At 33.1% G+C, this 18,669-nt stretch carries 16 protein-coding genes; 11 read left to right on the top strand and 5 right to left on the bottom strand.

The genetic code is table 11. The features are described from left to right. Window positions 1-96: 96 nt before the first annotated feature. From DFQ10_RS07635 to DFQ10_RS07590, 10 genes are all read left to right on the top strand, one after another. The gene (locus DFQ10_RS07635) at window positions 97-651 is read left to right on the top strand and encodes an RNA polymerase sigma factor (protein WP_181897603.1); all 555 of its coding nucleotides are present in this window, start codon (window positions 97-99) and stop codon (window positions 649-651) included. Continuing rightward, a complete protein-coding gene (locus tag DFQ10_RS07630) occupies window positions 648-2,090 on the top strand; it encodes a hypothetical protein (RefSeq protein WP_115816808.1) in 1,443 nt (480 codons plus the stop codon). The genes DFQ10_RS07635 and DFQ10_RS07630 overlap by 4 nt, the downstream gene beginning before the upstream one ends. A 131-nt stretch (window positions 2,091-2,221) precedes the next feature. Next, window positions 2,222-3,334 (top strand): DUF2891 domain-containing protein, encoded by a 1,113-nt coding sequence (locus DFQ10_RS07625; RefSeq protein WP_115816807.1) that lies wholly within the window; start codon window positions 2,222-2,224, stop codon window positions 3,332-3,334. Next, window positions 3,331-4,557: an Nramp family divalent metal transporter gene (locus DFQ10_RS07620; protein ID WP_115816806.1), complete on the top strand. Its 1,227-nt coding sequence runs from the start codon at window positions 3,331-3,333 to the stop codon at window positions 4,555-4,557. The genes DFQ10_RS07625 and DFQ10_RS07620 overlap by 4 nt, the downstream gene beginning before the upstream one ends. A gap of 1 nt (window position 4,558) precedes the next feature. Continuing rightward, window positions 4,559-5,302: a 5-oxoprolinase subunit PxpA gene (gene pxpA, locus DFQ10_RS07615; protein ID WP_181897602.1), complete on the top strand. Its 744-nt coding sequence runs from the start codon at window positions 4,559-4,561 to the stop codon at window positions 5,300-5,302. A gap of 6 nt (window positions 5,303-5,308) precedes the next feature. Next, entirely contained in the window at window positions 5,309-6,040 is a 732-nt protein-coding gene (gene pxpB / locus DFQ10_RS07610; RefSeq protein ID WP_115816805.1) for a 5-oxoprolinase subunit PxpB, read from the top strand. After that, the gene (locus tag DFQ10_RS07605) at window positions 6,033-6,881 is read left to right on the top strand and encodes a 5-oxoprolinase subunit C family protein (RefSeq protein ID WP_115816804.1); all 849 of its coding nucleotides are present in this window, start codon (window positions 6,033-6,035) and stop codon (window positions 6,879-6,881) included. The genes pxpB and DFQ10_RS07605 overlap by 8 nt, the downstream gene beginning before the upstream one ends. A gap of 85 nt (window positions 6,882-6,966) precedes the next feature. Further along, on the top strand, window positions 6,967-7,479 hold the full coding sequence (locus tag DFQ10_RS07600; protein ID WP_115816803.1) for a hypothetical protein: 513 nt from the start codon (window positions 6,967-6,969) through the stop codon (window positions 7,477-7,479). Window positions 7,480-7,490: 11 nt separating this feature from the next. After that, the gene (locus DFQ10_RS07595; protein ID WP_147299192.1) at window positions 7,491-8,195 is read left to right on the top strand and encodes a hypothetical protein; all 705 of its coding nucleotides are present in this window, start codon (window positions 7,491-7,493) and stop codon (window positions 8,193-8,195) included. Then, the gene (locus tag DFQ10_RS07590) at window positions 8,171-8,995 is read left to right on the top strand and encodes a sensor histidine kinase (RefSeq protein ID WP_115816801.1); all 825 of its coding nucleotides are present in this window, start codon (window positions 8,171-8,173) and stop codon (window positions 8,993-8,995) included. The genes DFQ10_RS07595 and DFQ10_RS07590 overlap by 25 nt, the downstream gene beginning before the upstream one ends. A 12-nt stretch (window positions 8,996-9,007) precedes the next feature. On the opposite strand, the gene DFQ10_RS07585 is transcribed toward DFQ10_RS07590, so the two are convergent. From DFQ10_RS07585 to DFQ10_RS07565, 5 genes are all read right to left on the bottom strand, one after another. Continuing rightward, on the bottom strand, window positions 9,008-9,718 hold the full coding sequence (locus DFQ10_RS07585; RefSeq protein WP_115816800.1) for an RluA family pseudouridine synthase: 711 nt from the start codon (window positions 9,716-9,718) through the stop codon (window positions 9,008-9,010). Between the two features lie 26 nt (window positions 9,719-9,744). After that, window positions 9,745-10,563, bottom strand: coding sequence for a 3-methyl-2-oxobutanoate hydroxymethyltransferase (panB, locus tag DFQ10_RS07580; RefSeq protein WP_115816799.1), 819 nt, complete (start codon window positions 10,561-10,563; stop codon window positions 9,745-9,747). Between the two features lie 165 nt (window positions 10,564-10,728). Next, window positions 10,729-12,153 (bottom strand): L-serine ammonia-lyase, encoded by a 1,425-nt coding sequence (locus tag DFQ10_RS07575; protein ID WP_115816798.1) that lies wholly within the window; start codon window positions 12,151-12,153, stop codon window positions 10,729-10,731. Between the two features lie 115 nt (window positions 12,154-12,268). After that, window positions 12,269-12,757, bottom strand: coding sequence for a hypothetical protein (locus DFQ10_RS07570; protein ID WP_115816797.1), 489 nt, complete (start codon window positions 12,755-12,757; stop codon window positions 12,269-12,271). 142 nt (window positions 12,758-12,899) lie between these two features. Then, the gene (locus tag DFQ10_RS07565; protein WP_115816796.1) at window positions 12,900-16,469 is read right to left on the bottom strand and encodes a choice-of-anchor I family protein; all 3,570 of its coding nucleotides are present in this window, start codon (window positions 16,467-16,469) and stop codon (window positions 12,900-12,902) included. 274 nt (window positions 16,470-16,743) lie between these two features. Here DFQ10_RS07565 and dnaK point away from each other — a divergent pair, with 274 nt between their 5' ends. Further along, a complete protein-coding gene (gene dnaK / locus DFQ10_RS07560) occupies window positions 16,744-18,639 on the top strand; it encodes a molecular chaperone DnaK (RefSeq protein WP_115816795.1) in 1,896 nt (631 codons plus the stop codon). Window positions 18,640-18,669 lie beyond the last annotated feature (30 nt).

Raw genomic sequence — 18,669 nt, 5'->3', positions numbered from 1 at the left:
ATCATATCCTTTGTGAGTTTAAATGTTAACGATTGGTTTTAAGTGCGAATCGCAATAAATTCAATTGTTAATAGAAACCTATAGATTAGTCTTAATTTGGATAAAGAACTACGAATACTCATACAAAAATGTGTAGAGAATGATAGGGAAGGGCAGCGTGAATTATACACGCTGCTTTCTCCTGCATTGTATGGTATTTGTTTAAAGTATATGAAGAATAAAACTGAGGCAGATGATGTGTTTCAAGATGCTTTTATAATTCTGTTTCAAAAGATTGGTCAATATAAATTCGAAGGAAGTTTTGAGGGGTGGGCAAAGCGCATTTTTGTAAATGAAGCCTTAGAGGTTTTACGAAAAAAACAACGTCGATTACACGTGGCGATGGAAAGCTCTAATCTAAACAGTTGTATCGAAGATGAAATCAGTGAGTCTGATCTTGTTGTCTCACATAGTAGGTTATTAATGCATATACAGCAATTACCTGATAACTATAGAATGGTTTTTAATCTGTATGTTTTTGAGGGTTATAGTCATAAAGCTATAGCAGATAGGTTGAAAATAGCAGCCGGAACGTCAAAATCATTATTAAGCAGAGCTAAAAGTGTATTGCGGACAAAAATTAATGAAGAATTAAACGAAAAAGTGTCATGAAGAAGGATGATATTGAAAACATATATAGCGAATTAGAAGCCTTTTCTAAAGCACCACCTGAAGAGTTATGGGACAATATTGAGGCTAGGCTTCATCCTAAAAAAAAGAAAAGGAGAGTATTTTTTATTTGGGGTTCTGCTGCTGCAATATTAGTAATGTGTCTTGGTTACGTATTTACAAATTCGTTAGAGCATAGTGGTAAGCCTGCGATTGAAGTTTCGGATATTGAACAGCCTAAAAGCGAAAATATTATTGAAGGGTTAGAAGAGAGAGATAACAAGGTGGTTAATGGAGTAAAAGTCATTAATGAAGACACGTTAGTTGAAGGCGAAAAAGTTATAAAAGAATCATTGAATCATTTAGCGAATCAGAAACAGTCTATAGATAGAAGTAAAAGTTTAAACACTAATGAAAATCAAAAAGACGTCGTAAATAATAATAAAAAATTAGAGCAAAAAGAAGAGCGGAAAAAAGATATTTATGGAAAAAAGGGAAGCTACGAAAATGAAGCTTCTGATGCCAATAGGTATGCTCAAACTGTTTTAAAAGAAAACGTTACTGATAAACAAGAGAACAACGCGAACATTAAAGAGGTTTCTGGTTTTATAAGAAAAAATAAAAGTGTAACTAATTCTAGTGAGGAAAAGTTAGTTGCAAGTATTGATTCTATTGCTAAGGTTAAAGATGATTCATTACTAGATTTGTCTGAAGAACTTGTGGCTGAAAATAAAAATGATAGCATAATAACGACTAAAGTAGCTGGTTTAAAATGGTCAGTAGAAGTTTTGGGAGGATTGGCGAATACGGCATCTGAGTCATCAATTCAAAATACGTCTGTAAATACAACGTCTCAAAATAACTTTGTGTACACCTTAAAGGTTGGGTATGCACTTTCAGATCGGCTTGTTGTGAAATCTGGTATTGGTAAGAATGTATTGGGCCAAGAAATAAATAATATCATATATACAGGTGCAGATACATCGCTTTCTGTTGGTGATTCTCAAAACATTGTGAACAACCAAAATATACTGTTTTTGGTATCTGAGGAGTCTATTAATGATGTTTCTTCTTTTGTTGAGTTTACTAATGAAGGCACTTTGCAACAACAGTTTGATTATATTCAAGTGCCATTAGAGTTTTCGTATAATGTTTTAAGAGCTCAAAAATTTGATATATCATTGGGTGTTGGTGGGAATGTAAACTTTTTAACCAATAATAGAGCGTATCTAGACGATGAAGAAATAGGGGAAAGTGTTGGTGCTAATGCTAAAATTTTTGGTGCTACAATGAATTCTAATATTTCATATAGTTTAGCAAAAAAGACGATTCTGTTTTTCGAACCGAGTTATAATTACTTTGAAAAACCAATAGATAATGATAATCAGGCTTTTAAAAACACCCAATTAAGAGTGTTGTTAGGGTTGCGATATAAGTTTTAGGTAATATTCAATTTTCGATAAGAGTGGCAGATGGAGTTTATTAATTAGTTAGAATCGTATGGCGATGTATTAAAAAGTTCTGTTGAAGTATAATTATATTGTATTTTTACTAGACTTGTAAACATACATTTATGATTAAATACTATTTTGTTTTTGCTTTATCTATAGTTTTTTTGAGTTGTAATACATCTCATAAAAAAAAGAATACGTTAAAAGAAGCGACTAAAATTGAGGTTGTGGAATCGCCAGTTTTAAACCTAGAACAAGCCAACCGATTAGCACAATTACCTCTGCACTGTATGAATACGGAATACCCTAATAAATTAGGGCAAATCATTGGTAGCGAAGCTGATTTAAAAACACCAAAAGAATTACATCCTGCATTTTATGGTTGTTTCGATTGGCATTCTGCAGTTCATGGTCATTGGAGTTTGGTATCGCTTTTAAAGCAGTTTCCAGATCTAGAGAATCGTGAAGAGATTCAAGAAAAACTACTTTTTAATATTTCTAAGGAAAATATAGAACAAGAACTACTTTATTTTGAAGGGCACAATAAGTCATTCGAACGCACTTATGGTTGGGCTTGGTTGTTAAAACTAGCAGAAGAATTGCATACATGGAATCATCCTATTGCAAAGGAGTTAGAAAATAATCTTCAGCCATTAACTGATTTAATCATTAGTAAGTATACCAAGTTTTTACCAAAGTTAAATTATCCAATTAGAGTAGGTGAGCATCCTAATACGGCATTTGGATTAAGCTTTGCTTACGATTATGCAGTAGAAGTTAATCATGAAGAATTAAAAGCACTAATCGAGAAAAGAGCTAAGGATTTTTATTTAGAAGATCAAGATTGTCCTTTAAGTTGGGAGCCAAGTGGTTTCGATTTTCTGTCACCTTGTTTGGAAGAAGCTGCTTTAATGAAGCGCGTTTTAGAAGTTGAAGATTTTAAAGTTTGGTTAAATGATTTTTTGCCAGAACTAAATGATGAAAATTTTGATTGGTCTGTTGGTGAAGTTTCTGATAGAACAGATGGTAAATTAGTGCATTTAGATGGTGTTAATTTTTCGCGAGCTTGGAGTTTAAATTATATAGCCAAAGATTTACCAGACTATAAACATCTTCAAAATTTAGCCAACAAGCATATCAATTATTCATTACCAAGTATTGTTGGTGATAGTTATGAAGGTGGTCATTGGTTAGGTAGTTTTGCAATTTATGCTTTGAATTCTATTGAAGAATGATTTTAAAATTCTTTAAAAATATTGGCCCAGGACCTTTAGTGGCGGCTGCATTTATAGGTCCAGGAACAGTGACACTTTGCACTTTAGCTGGTGTTAATTTTGGATACACTCTACTTTGGGCAATGGTGTTGTCTATTGTTGCTACAATTGTGCTACAAGAAATGGCGGCAAGATTAGGGATTGTGTCTCAAAAAGGATTGTCAGAGGTTATAAGATCAGAAATAAAACATCCTTTAGTAAGAGGTTTTGCAATTCTTTTAATATTGAGTGCAATTGTTATAGGAAATGCAGCTTACGAGGCAGGAAACATTAGTGGTGGAGCTTTAGGTATGCAAACTTTGTTTGGGAATCCGTTCTTAGAATTAGGAAGTTTTAAACTCAATATCATGAGTTTGATAATTGGTTTAGTCGCTTTTGTTTTGTTATACGTTGGGAATTATAAAGTTTTAGAAAAAGCACTAATATTTTTAGTGGTATTGATGAGTTTGACATTTTTAACTACAGCAATAATTACAAAACCAAATCTCATAGAAATTTTTAAAAGCATAGTGGTTCCTAAGTTTCCAGAAGGTAGTATTTTAACTATTATCGGATTGGTAGGTACTACTGTGGTTCCGTATAATTTGTTTTTACATGCTTCACTAGCTAAAACAAAATGGAAAGATAATAGTGATTTGGCTTTTGCAAGAAAAGACACCATTGTAGCTGTGGTTTTAGGTGGAATTGTCTCCATGTGTATTATCATTTCTGCATCTGCGATTCCATCTCAAGATATATCTAACGCATCAGATTTGGCTAAAGGATTAGAACCATTGTTTGGTGTGTATGCAAAATACTTTTTGGCTATTGGTTTGTTTGCGGCAGGTATTACCAGTGCTATTACAGCTCCTTTGGCTGCTGCTTTTGTAGCGAGTGGTTGTTTGGGATGGTCGACAAATTTAAAGTCGGTAAAGTTTAGAGCAGTTTGGATGTTTATTCTAGGTCTAGGTATTGTGTTTTCAACTATTGGATTCAAGTCTATTGAAATTATAAAATTTGCTCAAATTGCCAATGGCTTGTTATTGCCTATTATTGCTGGGTTTTTATTATGGATAATGAATAAGTCGTCCGTTTTAGGAACTTATAAAAATTCAAAACTTCAGAATGTTTTAGGATTTGTGATTCTAGTGATTACGATCTTCTTAGGTGTAAAAGGAATTCTAAGTGTGTTTAAAATCATTTAAGATGAACAATGTAATAAGTATAGACCTCAATGCGGATGTTGGTGAAGGAATCGGAAATGAATCTGGTTTAATGCCATACTTATCATCTTGCAATATTGCTTGTGGTGGACATGCTGGTGATTTAAAAACTATGACAACTGTGGTTAAGCTGGCTAAGTTAAATAATGTGAAAATAGGTGCTCATCCTTCGTTTCCTGATAAATTGAATTTTGGACGAGACGTTACGGAGCTCTCAGATGCAGATCTGTATTTGAGTATTAAACAACAAGTAAGTGATTTGCAAAACGTATTAGTTAGTGAAAATGCTCAATTGCATCATATAAAACCGCATGGTGCATTATATAATTTAGCCGCTAAAGACAAAAAAACAGCGCGAGTTATTATTGAAGTTATAAAAAGTATCGCTGATCCTATAAAATTGTATGCGCCTTTTAATTCTGTAATTGCCAAAATAGCTAAAGAGGAACATATAGAAGTTAAATATGAGGCGTTTGCAGATAGAAATTATAACAATGATTTATCGTTAGTTTCAAGGAAAAATACAGGTGCTGTTTTACATGAAAAAGAAGCTGTTTTATATCATGTTTTGAGTATGATAAAACATCAAAAAGTAAAGTCTTTAAGTGGAGTAGAAGTGGCAATAAAAGCATCAACAATTTGCGTGCATGGTGATACTCAAAATGCATTTGAAATTTTAAAGTATTTGTCAAATAATTTGAAGATGAATAGTATTCAAATTCAATAAGAAATTATGAGTTGTCAACTTCGGTTTTTACAGTATAATGAATGTTCTATTTTGGTAGAGTGGCCAGCCATTATTGATGAAAATATGCTTCAAGATATTCTTAGGTTTAAAAATATTATTAAAAATAATTGTGTTAAAGAGAATATTGAAGTAATAACTGCATATAATTCAATTTTAATTGTTTACAGTTATACTATTGATAATATCAATAGTGTCTTTTTGAGCTTAAGAGCATTGTATGAAAGTCAAAACAATGAACAGTTAATTGATTCGAGAATTTTTAAAATCCCTGTATGTTATGACGCTGAATTTGCTGTTGATATTGAAAACTTTTCTAAAGAAATAAAGCTCTCAAAATCTGAAATTATAAAGCGACATTCCGAGGCGTTTTATACTGTTTTTTTTACCGGATTTTTACCTGGTTTTTTATACTTAGGTGGTTTGAATTCTACCCTACATTTAAACCGAAAAATTACACCAAGCCTAAACGTAAAAAAAGGGTCAGTTGGCATAGGAGGAAAACAGACTGGAATCTATCCACAAGACAGTCCTGGAGGTTGGCATATAATCGGTAATTCACCCATTGAATTATTTAACTCAAAGCAAAATCCACCTTGTTTTATAAAAGCAGGAGATAAAGTAAAATTTTATCCTATCACTAAATCTGAATATTTAAAGATTCAAAATAAAGTTTTGCTTTCAACTTTTAATTCAAAAAAACTTATAGTTAATGATTAAGGTTTTAAAGGCAGGATTTTATTCTACCATACAAGATTTAGGGCGTTTTGGACAACGTAGTTTTGGTGTGCCTGTTTCTGGAGCAATGGATTCGTATTCTAGTGCGTTTGCAAACGCGCTTTTAGGAAATGATAAACAAGATGCTGTTATAGAAATGACTATGACTGGTGCTGAATTACAATTTACAAATCCTACTACGATTGCTATAACTGGAGCAAATATGCATCCTGAATTAAACGGAAAATCAATTGAGATGTTTAAGTCTATTAAGATTGAACCAAATGATATCTTAACTTTTAGTAGATTATTAGAAGGTTTTAGAACTTATATTGCGGTAAAAGGTGGTTTTTTAACTGAAACGGTCTTAGGTAGCAGAAGTATGATAAAAGGTGTTACGAAGGCTATTAAAATTGAAAAAGGTGATGTTATTGCAATTGCAGATTATGTACATTTAGAAAATTCAAAAAATGCAAAATTAAACTTCAAGCCTAAAATTTTATCAAATACTGTATTGGAAGTAATGATAGGTCCAGAATTCTATAAATTATCACAAGCTCAACAAGATGCTTTGTTTGAGCAAGAGTTTCACGTTTCAAGGTACAATAATCGTATGGCTTATCAGCTTAAGCCTTTATTTCAGAATAATCTAGAACCTATTTTAACAGCTCCTGTATTGCCAGGAACTGTGCAACTTACACCATTAGGACAACTTATTGTTTTAATGCGAGATTGCCAAACTACAGGTGGTTATCCGAGAATATTACAATTAACAGAAAATGCTATAAATATGTTAAGTCAAAAAAATACATCTAACAGTTTAAAAATCAGACTAAAAGGTTGAGTTTGTAAGAAAACGTTTAATAAAAATTTTATATGTTAAATAAAATCGATACTTTAGAACAGCTATTAACTAAATTCAATCAACCATGAAAAAATTTGGATTACTCATTCTAGGAATCATTCTAGGAGCACTTGCGATGTATTTTTATTGTTCTAAAGATGTAAATATGATGGAAGAACCACCTACAATTAAACCGCCTTCTGGTATTATTACACCAGCTCAAATTACAGCACTGACCCAAGCTTTTAATCCAAGACATAAGCTAATTAGTGATTCAATATTTAAGAATGCTAAAACTCAAGATAATAGATCTTCTTGGTATAAATTAGAAGATATTGAAGATTATATAAAATACGCTAAGCAACAAGCCGCTGAAAACAATCAAACTATGGATGGTTTACGTTTGTATTTGGGTGCGTATCCAAATAATGGTGATGAACCAGGCTTAACGACCTTACTTTTTGTGCCAACAGGTTTTGATAATACCTCTGAAGGGAGTTTCTTTTCATTGCAAGGAAAAAGTGGTGATTTGGATAACTCTGATGGGTTAAATGGTGGTGGTAATGGTAAACCACCTTCAGCTAATTATCCGCAATAAATATAATTTTCTTGGACGAATTCTTAAAAAATAATTATTCGCTATTGACGTATGGCGTTGAGTTAATGGCCGCTATTATTGGACTAATAGTTTATAAGAAGTTTAAAAATAGCCACGCAAAATATTTTATTTGGTTTATTTGTGCCATTCCATTAATTGAATTTATTGGAGGTTATCCATGGCATTTCGAGGATTTGGGATTATTTCATTTAATTGAAGGAACCGTTTTTGAAAGAAATTATTGGTGGTTTACTATTTTTTGGACAATGGGTAGTGCTTTGTTTTACTCTTGGTATTTAGAAAAAGTCATAACCAATAAGATGTATTCAATACTGTTACGTGTTTCTAGATATGTGTTTTTTGTGATTTCAATACTAGTAATCGTTACAAATATTGATGAGTTCTTTATTTATAGTTCGAGCCCGATTGTACTGGGAGGTACAGTATTGATAATCTTATCTTGTTTTTTATATTTTTTAGAAATTTTAACCAGTGATAAGATCTTGGATTTTTACAGATCCATTAATTTTTATATCAGTGCAACTTTATTTATTTGGTTTCTAATTACAAGCACTATCCTTTTTTTTGATAAGTATTTTAATGATATGGACTGGAATTTTGTTTTATTACAATGGCAAGTTTTCTTGATTTCTAACATTTTCATGTACTCAATTTTTACATTTGCATTATTATGGTCCAAACCAGAGAAAAATTAGTTAGTACTGAAGCCGAAAGGTATCTTTTAATATACATGATTGCGGTTTTGTTAATAGTAACAGCCTTAGTGATTGTGTTCTTTGTTGTTTTTCAAAAACGAAAAAATAAAATTCTTATTGAAAAGTTTAACCAGAAGCAAAAGTTTGAGGAAGAGTTGTCTAAAACTCAACAGGAAATACAAGAAGAAACCTTAAAACATATTGGTAGAGAATTGCATGATAATATTGGTCAAATGCTCGTAATGTCAACAATGCAAATGAATGCAGCAGTTAAAGTTGTGAGTGATGACGTAAAAATTAAAGTTAGTAACGCAGCAGAAACTTTAAAAAGTACGCTAGATGAAGTGAGAGCTTTATCAAAATCTTTAAATAGCGATGTTATTTTTAATTTAGGTTTTGAAGCTACAGTAAAAAACGAAATAGAACGTATTAATAAAACCGGATTAATTCACTCTAGCCTTTTTATTAATGGAGATAAAGTGAATTTTGAAAACAAGAAAAACGAAATTATTTTATTTAGAATCCTTCAAGAGTTTTTCTCTAATACTCTAAAATACGCTGAAGCAGAAAACTTAAATGTTACATTAAATTATCTAGAAGATCATATGAAAATCATTGTAGAAGATGATGGTAATGGCTTTGATAAAGATATAGCAGAGAAAGGCTCGGGTTTAATTAATATGGAAAAACGAGCAGAACTAGTAAAAGCAAGTTTTAATTTAGACTCAAAACCTGAAAATGGGACAACCCTAACAATTGTTTGTCCTTATAAATCAAACGATATAGAATTTAATTTTTAAAGCCTAGTTAGTTTATATATTACAAGCATCCCAAAGCGCATCATTTGGTAATGGAGCAGTAATAAACACTTCTTCTTTTTTTACAGGATGAATAAAACGTAATGTTCTGGCATGTAAACTAATGCTTGCATCTTTATTACTGCGATCAAACCCGTACTTTAAATCACCTTTAATAGGACAGCCTATAGATGATAGTTGCACTCTAATTTGATGATGTCTACCTGTTTCTAAATCAATTTCTAAAAGATAAAAATTATCTAAAGTTTGTTTTAATTGATAATGAAGTATCGCCTTTTTACTGCCATCAACTTCTTTAGCATAAGCTGTTGATTTATTGTTTTTTGGGTTCTTTTTTAACCAATGTACAAGTTTGTCTTCAGTTTTTGGTGGCTGATTTTTAACCAAAGTCCAATATGTTTTTTTTGCTGTCTTTTCTGCAAATAATTTATTTAATCTTGGTAAGGCTTTACTGGTTTTTGCAAACATTACTATACCTGTGGTTGGTCTATCTAAACGATGTACTACACCTAAATAAACATTGCCTTCCTTATTGTATTTATCTTTTAAATAAGATTTAACCACTTCGCTCAAAGGCTTGTCACCAGTTTTATCTCCTTGTACAATGTCTCCAGCGCGCTTATTGACTATGATGATGTGATTATCTTCATGTAAAACTTGAAGATTATTTTTATTAGAAAGAATTTTTTCTGATCTATTAGCCACGTGTACCTAAATAATTATTTTTCTTACTAATACTGCTCATCAGCATTAGGGAAATCTTCAGATTTCACGTCGTCTACATATTGAGAAATTGCTTTTGTCATATCTTCATAAAGATTCATGTAACGACGTAAAAAGCGAGGATTAAATTCATGCGTCATGCCCAACATATCATGTAAAACTAATACTTGTCCGTCAACACCATCTCCAGCACCAATACCAATTACAGGAATAGAAACACTTTCTGCAACTTCTCTAGCTAAAGCAGCTGGTATTTTTTCTACAACAATAGCAAAACAACCTGCTTTTTCTAGCATTAAAGCATCAGACTTTAATTGTTCAGCTTCTTGTTCTTCTTTTGCTCTAACGGTATAAGTTCCAAATTTGTATATAGATTGCGGTGTAAGTCCTAAATGTCCCATTACCGGAATACCAGCATGTAAAATACGTTTTATAGATTCTTTTACTTCTTTTCCGCCTTCCATTTTTACAGCATGGCCTCCAGATTCTTTCATTATTCTAATAGCGGAGCGTAAGGCTTCTTTTGGGTCACTTTGATAACTTCCAAATGGCAAATCGACTACAACTAAAGATCTGTCTATAGCTCTAACTACAGAAGACGCATGATAAATCATTTGGTCTAAAGTGATTGGTAAAGTAGTTTCGTGTCCGGCCATAACGTTACTTGCAGAATCACCAACTAAAATAACATCAATACCAGCTCCATCTACAATTTTTGCCATGGTATAGTCATAAGCTGTTAGCATTGATATTTTTTCACCTTTAGACTTCATATCTACTAAAGTCTTAACTGTTATTCGTTTATATTCTTTTTTTGCTGTTGACATCTTGTTTTTATTAGTTGTTTGTAAAAGTAAAGAGATTTGTTAAATTATTGATTAATCCACCACGGAATTATAAGGTAACAAATCTCTGTTTTTAGTATAAGTAAAAATTAAAACAGTTTAATTTAATAATGTGTAGAGTTATTTTCATTTGTGGAATAGGCGAGATTAACAATCTGTTAAGTTTACACCAACTGCCAGACCACCTTCAGAAGTTTCTTTATATTTAGAACTCATGTCTTTTGCGGTTTCCCACATGGTTTGTACAACTTTATCTAGAGGGACTTTTACGTTTTTAGGGTCTGTTTCTAGAGCTAATTCCGCAGCATTAATGGCTTTAATCGCTCCCATAGAATTACGTTCTATACAAGGAATCTGAACTAAACCACCAATTGGGTCACATGTAAGACCTAAGTGATGCTCCATAGCTATTTCTGCAGCTACCAAAACTTGTTCTGGAGTTCCTCCTAGTAATTCGGTTAATGCACCAGCTGCCATTGCAGAAGAGACTCCAATTTCTGCTTGACAGCCTCCCATTGCAGCAGAAATGGTGGCGCCTTTTTTAAAGATACTTCCGATTTCGCCTGCAACCGCCAAGAATTTTTTGATATGATTAAAATCTGCATCATGGTTTTCAATTACCAAATAATACATCAGTACAGCAGGAATAACGCCAGCACTTCCATTAGTTGGTGCAGTAACAACTCTACCTAATGAGGCATTAACTTCATTAACAGCTAAGGCAAAACAGCTCACCCACTTTAAGATTTGTCTAAATTTAACTTCTGTTTTACGAATCGTTTCTAGCCATTCTTGTGGATTATCATATTTATGATCACCAATTAAATTTTTATGCATGTCGTATGCACGTCGTCTTACATTGAGTCCTCCAGGTAAATTACCTTCAGTGTGGCAGCCAACATACATGCATTCTAACATGGTGTCCCAAATGCGCTTTAATTCAAAATCTATTGAAGCTTCTTCTCTAATTGATTTTTCATTTTCTAAAACCACTCCAGAAATAGGTAGCTGTAATTGATTACAAAATTTCAAGAGTTCTTCTCCATAAGACACAGGATAAGGAAAAGTACAATAGAATATAATTTTATTAGCTTTAGATAGCTTTCGTTCTTCTTGTACCACAAATCCACCACCAATAGAGTAGTAGGTAGATTTGTAGTTTCTGCCATTAATTAATGCAGAAAAAACCATTCCGTTAGAATGAAAAGGAAGAAATTTACGGTTAAAAACGATATTTGTTTTAAAATCAAAGGGTATTAATTTTTCATTATTAAACATTAAAACATTAGTTGTTTTAACGTCATCGATAATAGTATTAATACTTTCAATAGGCATGCGTTCTGGATCTGCTCCTGTTAAACCTAATACAACTGCAAAATCTGTAGCATGTCCTTTACCAGTTAGGGAAAGAGAACCATAAAGATCAACGGTTATTTTTTCAACTTTATCAAAACGTTTTTTGTCTTTTAATTCTTTTATCCAACGTTCAGCAGCTCTCCAAGGTCCTAGAGTATGCGAGCTTGAAGGTCCGACGCCAATTTTAAGCATATCGAAAATAGAGATACATTCCATCTAATTATACAATTTTAAGATGCACAAATATACAGTTTGTTTGAATGAAGCACTTAAAAAAAAACAGCCTTGATTAAAAATCAAAGCTGTCAGTTAATTTATTATATCGTTAAAATTATCTTTGCTCAAATTCTTCAATTCCATACATGCTCATAACTGTTTCTATATCTGAATAATCTGCACGATTATAATTTGTTGTAGGAATAACAATAATTCTGAATCTTTGATTTTGAGTCCAAACAGAATCTAAAATATCTAAATTAGATCCGTCTAAGAATAATTGGACATCAAATTGTGTGAAATCAAAATTATACACCAAATCATTGCCATCTTCAAAGATTACAGTTTGAGGCATTTGTCTCCAAACCTGTGTTCCATCATCTAATGTCTCCCATAAAATGTAAACCAAGACAACTTCGTCAGGGTAGACGTCGAAACCGAAAGCAACATTTGCATCATAATTTGGAGAATTAAAACTTCTTGTAACTTCAAAAGCTGGTGCTGTTTCTCCGTTGAATCCATTTAGTCCAGGAGGTCCTTGATCACCTTCACAAGCGGTTAGTAATATGGTAAGTGCAAATAAAAAATAGGTTATTTTTTTCATAGTATTTTATTTTTTATGAAAAATACTAAAATATAATTATTCAGTATCATTAGGAATGTTTTTTAACTAAAAATGGATTTAATTAATAAAAAAACACCTTCAAAATGAAGGTGTTTAGTTTTGAAATATAGTTTTGAGTTTCTTATTTAATTATAAGCTTAAAGCTTTCTCCATTTTTTGTTTTCAAGATATAAGTACCAGCAGTTAAACTCGGTAATTGAAAATCCATTGTATTTTCTTTAGACACTATTTCACGACCTTGAAGATCAAATAATGACACAGAAACCGTTTGATTAAAATATACCGTTTGGTTAGATTTTGAAGGATTAGGATACATTTTTAAACCTTCAGATTGTAAAGTGAATTCTTCTGTGCTTAAGGTTGTAGCATTTAGCGCATAGAAACTTAATGTAGAACTTACTTCATTAGCCATAATCACTAAACCAGTGTCATTTGGACTATTTTCTGGAGTGACATAAATAATACCTTCTGGCCCTAAATCGCCACCTTCATCTTCACCTAAATCTCTATTGTTTATGTATTTTTCAAAAACAGGATTGTTTGGATCTGTAATGTTGTATGTCATAAAACCACCAACACGTTCTAAGGTTATAAACGCATATACTTGACCATCAATTTCTGTAATAGTGACACCTTCTGGCTCTGGACCTTTATTATCGCTTCTGTTTTTAAAATTGTTATTGCTGTTACTTGCATTAAATAAACCGCTATAAGTGGATTCATTAGCCGTGATGTGCTCAAAATCATCTCCACTGTCAAAAACTAAAGCTCCTGTTGTGGCATTCCAAATACTAAAAGAACGCGATCCTAAAACGTGTATCTCATCAAAATCACCATCATTGTCAGTATCTCCTGTTGCATTAGTCACTGTTAAGCGACCTAAGTTACTATCTAGTTTTAAAAATTCTGCGTTAGGAAAAACCGTCGGATCTAGGTTTAAATCGCTTACACGTTCTTCTTCCTCAAATGTATCATATTCTCTAGCATCACCTTCATTGGCAGTTACTAAATACGTTATTCCGCCAACTTCGTAAGACGCCATAGCATCTGGCATATACATTCCTTTTACTGGCCAATTCGCTAAGAAAATAAAGTCTGTATCATCTGAAGCATCCAATGTATTGCCTGCTAAAGCATGATCTTTTAAACCTAAAGGTAAAATAGATGTAATTGTATTTGTTATTAAATCTATAACTCCAATAGCATTGTTTTCTTGAAGCGTTACATAAGCTGTTTGTGAATCACTTGAGAATGAAATGTATTCTGGTTCTAAGTCTTGAGACACGGAAGCATTTGGGCCAAAAACTCTAACACCTGCAGCTTGTAATGAAGCTAATTGACTATCAAAACTATTAAAGTTGATACTTGTAACATCTGTTTGAGAAATGTTTCCTAAGCCAGCTGTAACATCTATAACAGAAATACTGCCCTCAGGATCTTCAGAGTAATCATCATTTGGTTGTCCTTCGTTAGCGACTAAAAGTTTTGTGCCATCAGGAGTGAATCCAACCATATCAGGAAGATTTCCAGCAGTTACTGTTGATAAAATAGTCCCATCAATATCGCAAAATACAACAACGCCATCTTCTAAAGGTCCTTTTGAAATGCCTAGAGCAACCATATTATTCATATAAGCCACACTCGTTGGATCACCATAAGTAGATAAATCGATAGCACTGATTGTAGAAATGGCATTGATATCAGAAAAATCTATTATTTCTAATTTTTGACCAGTTGAATTTAAAACAAATAAACGTTCAGAAACTGGATCATGAGCTACAATTTCTGCAGAACCAGCTCCATCAACTAAATAACTAGAAAGATATGTTATGTCTAAAACATCAGTTGCCGAAGGTGTTGCTGTATCATTATCAATAATATAAATGCCTGTAGTTTCATAAGTACCTAAAGTTCCGTTGACAGGATTTGAAAGACTTAATATGAAAAGCTCATCCATTTCTATAACAGCATCATCTACAATAGGAATCGTAATTGTAATAGCCTCTGTAGAATTGGCAGGAAAGTCTATGGTTTGGTTTGTAAAAGTGAAATCATCAGTTTCTGTAGCTGTTAATAATTCTGTAACTAAATTTACATCAACTGAAACGATGTTAGTTGTTGCTGCAGATAATTCTATTGAAAGCTCAAGGCTTGTTCCGTCTTCGTTTATCACAAAATTACTTTCAGAAAAACTAATTTGTGGTGTAATGTTAGTTATAGGTGAATAACTTCCTGGTGAAGCAAAAACATTTTCACCAATGGATTGACCTGCTAGGTTAGTCGCAGGTGTCCAATTAGTTCCTTCGTTAAAATCTCCTTCAGGATTTAATAATTCTAAAGAAGGACCATCACCATCAGCAGACGTTGGCCAAGGTGCATCATCACTATATTCTACTTGCGATATAACAATACCTTCAGAATTTTTAATTTCTAATAATTCACCACCATTACCTAAAGCGTTAGAAATAGCCTGTGGCATATCTAAAAATGACACTCCGTAAAATGCATCGGCAGAAGCTTTGTCAGTAGCTATTAAAACAATACTTTCTGAAGCTAATGTCATTTCAGGAAATATGAAACTAAAATTTCCTTCATCATTAACGGTTATGCCTCCTAAATTAATTGAATTAGCACTGTTATTATAGATTTCTAGAAACTCTAAAGCATCAGAATCATCTGAAGGTGCATTATACATTATTTCAGTAATGATTAATCCTGTTGTTAAGTCATTATAAAATAGATTGTCACTCACGTAAGCAACAATTTGGATGTTGTTAGAAGAATCTTCTAGATTATTAACAGAAAGTGTATAAGCTGTTCCTTCTGTAAAACCTGAATGTGTAATGGTAGCTGTTAAAGTGTTATTATCATAAATAACAGAATTCACTGTTAAAGCCGGACTAAAAACATAATTGTTTAAAGTTTCTGCACTTGCTTGAGTTATGGTTTCAGTAAAAGTAACTTCTACTGAGTTTTGTCCTATTGCAATTGTATTAGCAACACTTGGTGGATTTGTATCTGTTGTAGAAATAGAAAAAGCTGTTGTGTCAAATGGAACATCAGGCGCTATAGTATCAATACTTTGATCTCCACTTTCATCTTGGATGTCATAATTAGTCATGTCATTTAAAGCGACTAAATAGCCATTAGGAGTAAAACCAGTTCTTATTCCTTTATAAGCAGCAATATCAGTTCCGCTAGGATAAGTTATAGCAGTAGTACCTTCAGTAAGACCTGTGCCAGTTAATCCAGTTCCAGCTCCATCATCATAAGCAGAAGATGCATTTGCCACAGCCGCAATAAATGTAGTTGGTGTATCAATATCAGTTCCATGATAAGCGAATATAGCTTCTGCTGAAGCAGAAAGTCCACCAGGAGAACCAACAATAGTACCATGAGAGATACTTGGAGTTGCACTAATGGCATAGAATGTAATAATGCTTCCAGCTGAAATTACGGATGCTCCAGACTGCCATTGGTAATTAGCTTCCCCAGAATTAAATTCAGTTCCTGTCCATTCCTTGTCAGAAAAATAAATAGTTGTGTTTGCAGGAATGTCTACAAAAGTTACCATGGCAAAGTCATCATCTCCATCTGCATTAAAAGCAATGAAGGCCATATCTCCAGTATTTAGCTGAGCACTGCAAATACACGTAAAAAGCATAAAGAATAATTGTAAAAAATGTTTCATAATTTTTGGTTGTTTTAGTTCCTGTGAAATTATCAACCAAAAGTTTCTTAATGATGTACTCAATATTATAAAAGGGTGAAGAAATTTTTAAGAATGTTAAGTGTGGGTTTAGCTAATGTTGTGGATGGAACAAATCTCATAACAATTTATTAAAGTGACATCATGTCATATTTTTTGTCATGGCATAATCATTGACTATTACTAATCGAGTTTAAAAAATAAATAATAACACGATACTTTCCGTGAAAGCGGAAAACAAATAACAAATATAATTATGAGTAAGATTATTGGAATTGATTTAGGAACAACAAACTCTTGCGTTTCTGTAATGGAAGGTAATGAGCCAGTTGTAATCCCAAACGCTGAAGGTAAGAGAACAACACCTTCAGTTATCGCTTTCGTAGAAGGTGGTGAAATTAAAGTTGGAGATCCAGCAAAAAGACAAGCAGTGACTAACCCAACAAAAACAGTTTATTCTATTAAACGTTTTATGGGTAATAAGTATTCTGAGTCTAAGAAAGAAGCAGAGCGTGTACCGTATAAAGTGGTAAAAGGTGACAACGATACTCCAAGAGTAGATATCGATGGTCGTTTATATACGCCTCAAGAATTATCAGCAATGATTCTTCAAAAAATGAAGAAAACGGCTGAAGATTATTTAGGACAAGATGTGTCTGAAGCTGTAATTACAGTACCAGCATATTTTAATGATGCACAACGTCAGGCTACAAAAGAAGCAGGTGAGATTGCAGGTTTAAAAGTTCGAAGAATTATCAACGAACCAACAGCTGCAGCATTAGCTTATGGAATGGATAAAAAAGGTACAGACCAAAAAATCGTAGTATTTGATTTTGGTGGAGGTACACATGATGTATCTATCCTTGAATTAGGAGATGGTGTTTTTGAAGTATTATCTACAGATGGTGATACACATTTAGGTGGTGATGATGTTGATCAACGTATTATCGATTGGTTAGCTGAAGAGTTTATCGCTGACGAAAACATGGATTTGCGTAAAGACCCAATGGCTTTACAACGTTTAAAGGAAGCTGCTGAAAAAGCGAAGATTGAATTATCATCTTCTGCACAAACAGAAATCAACTTACCATACGTTACGGCTACAGCTAGTGGACCAAAACACTTGGTACGTACATTAACACGTTCTAAATTTGAGCAGTTAATTGACGATTTAATTAAGCGTACAATAGAGCCTTGTGCTTCTGCATTAAAAGCAGCAGGTTTATCTAAGAGCGATATTGACGAAGTAATTTTAGTAGGTGGTTCTACACGTATTCCTGCAGTACAAGCAGCTGTTGAGTCTTTCTTCGGAAAAGCACCAAGTAAAGGAGTAAATCCTGATGAAGTTGTTTCTTTAGGAGCAGGTATTCAAGGTGGTGTATTAACCGGTGATGTAAAAGACGTTCTTTTATTAGATGTTACTCCATTATCTCTTGGTATTGAAACTATGGGTAATGTAATGACAAAGTTGATTGAAGCAAATACAACGATTCCTACTAAGAAATCGCAAGTATTCTCAACAGCAGCAGACAATCAGCCATCAGTAGAGATTCACGTATTACAAGGTGAGCGTCCAATGGCACCAGATAACAAAACAATAGGTCGTTTCCACTTAGACGGAATTCCACCAGCAAGACGAGGAACACCTCAGATTGAAGTAACGTTTGATATTGATGCTAATGGTATCATTAAAGTATCTGCAACGGATAAAGCAACAAACAAAACTCAAGATATCAGAATTGAAGCATCATCTGGATTAACTGAAGAGGAAATCAAAAAGATGAAAGCTGAAGCTGAAGCTAATGCAGAAGCAGATGCTAAAGCAAAAGAAACGGCTGATAAATTGAATGAGGCAGATGCTATGATTTTCCAAACTGAAAGTCAACTGAAAGAATTTGGTGAAAAATTATCTGATGATAAGAAAGCGCCAATTGAAGCAGCACTTGAAGAATTGAAAAAAGCATACGAATCAAAAGATATCGCAACTATTACTCCAGCTTTAGAGAAAATTAATGAAGCTTGGAAAGTAGCAAGCGAAGAAATGTACAAAGCACAAGCAGAAGGTGGTGCTGCTGGTCCTGAAGCAGGAGCAGAGCAACCAGCTGACGAGTCTAGCGATGTAGAAGATGTTGACTTCGAAGAAGTGAAGTAAGCAGAGAACCAATCTCGATAGTTTCTATTG

Origin of the sequence: Winogradskyella eximia (assembly GCF_003386165.1) — a bacterium.
GTDB lineage: Bacteria > Bacteroidota > Bacteroidia > Flavobacteriales > Flavobacteriaceae > Winogradskyella > Winogradskyella eximia.
The sequence above is the reverse complement of the archived record's forward strand: the minus strand, read 5'-3'. Positions and strand labels throughout refer to the sequence as shown.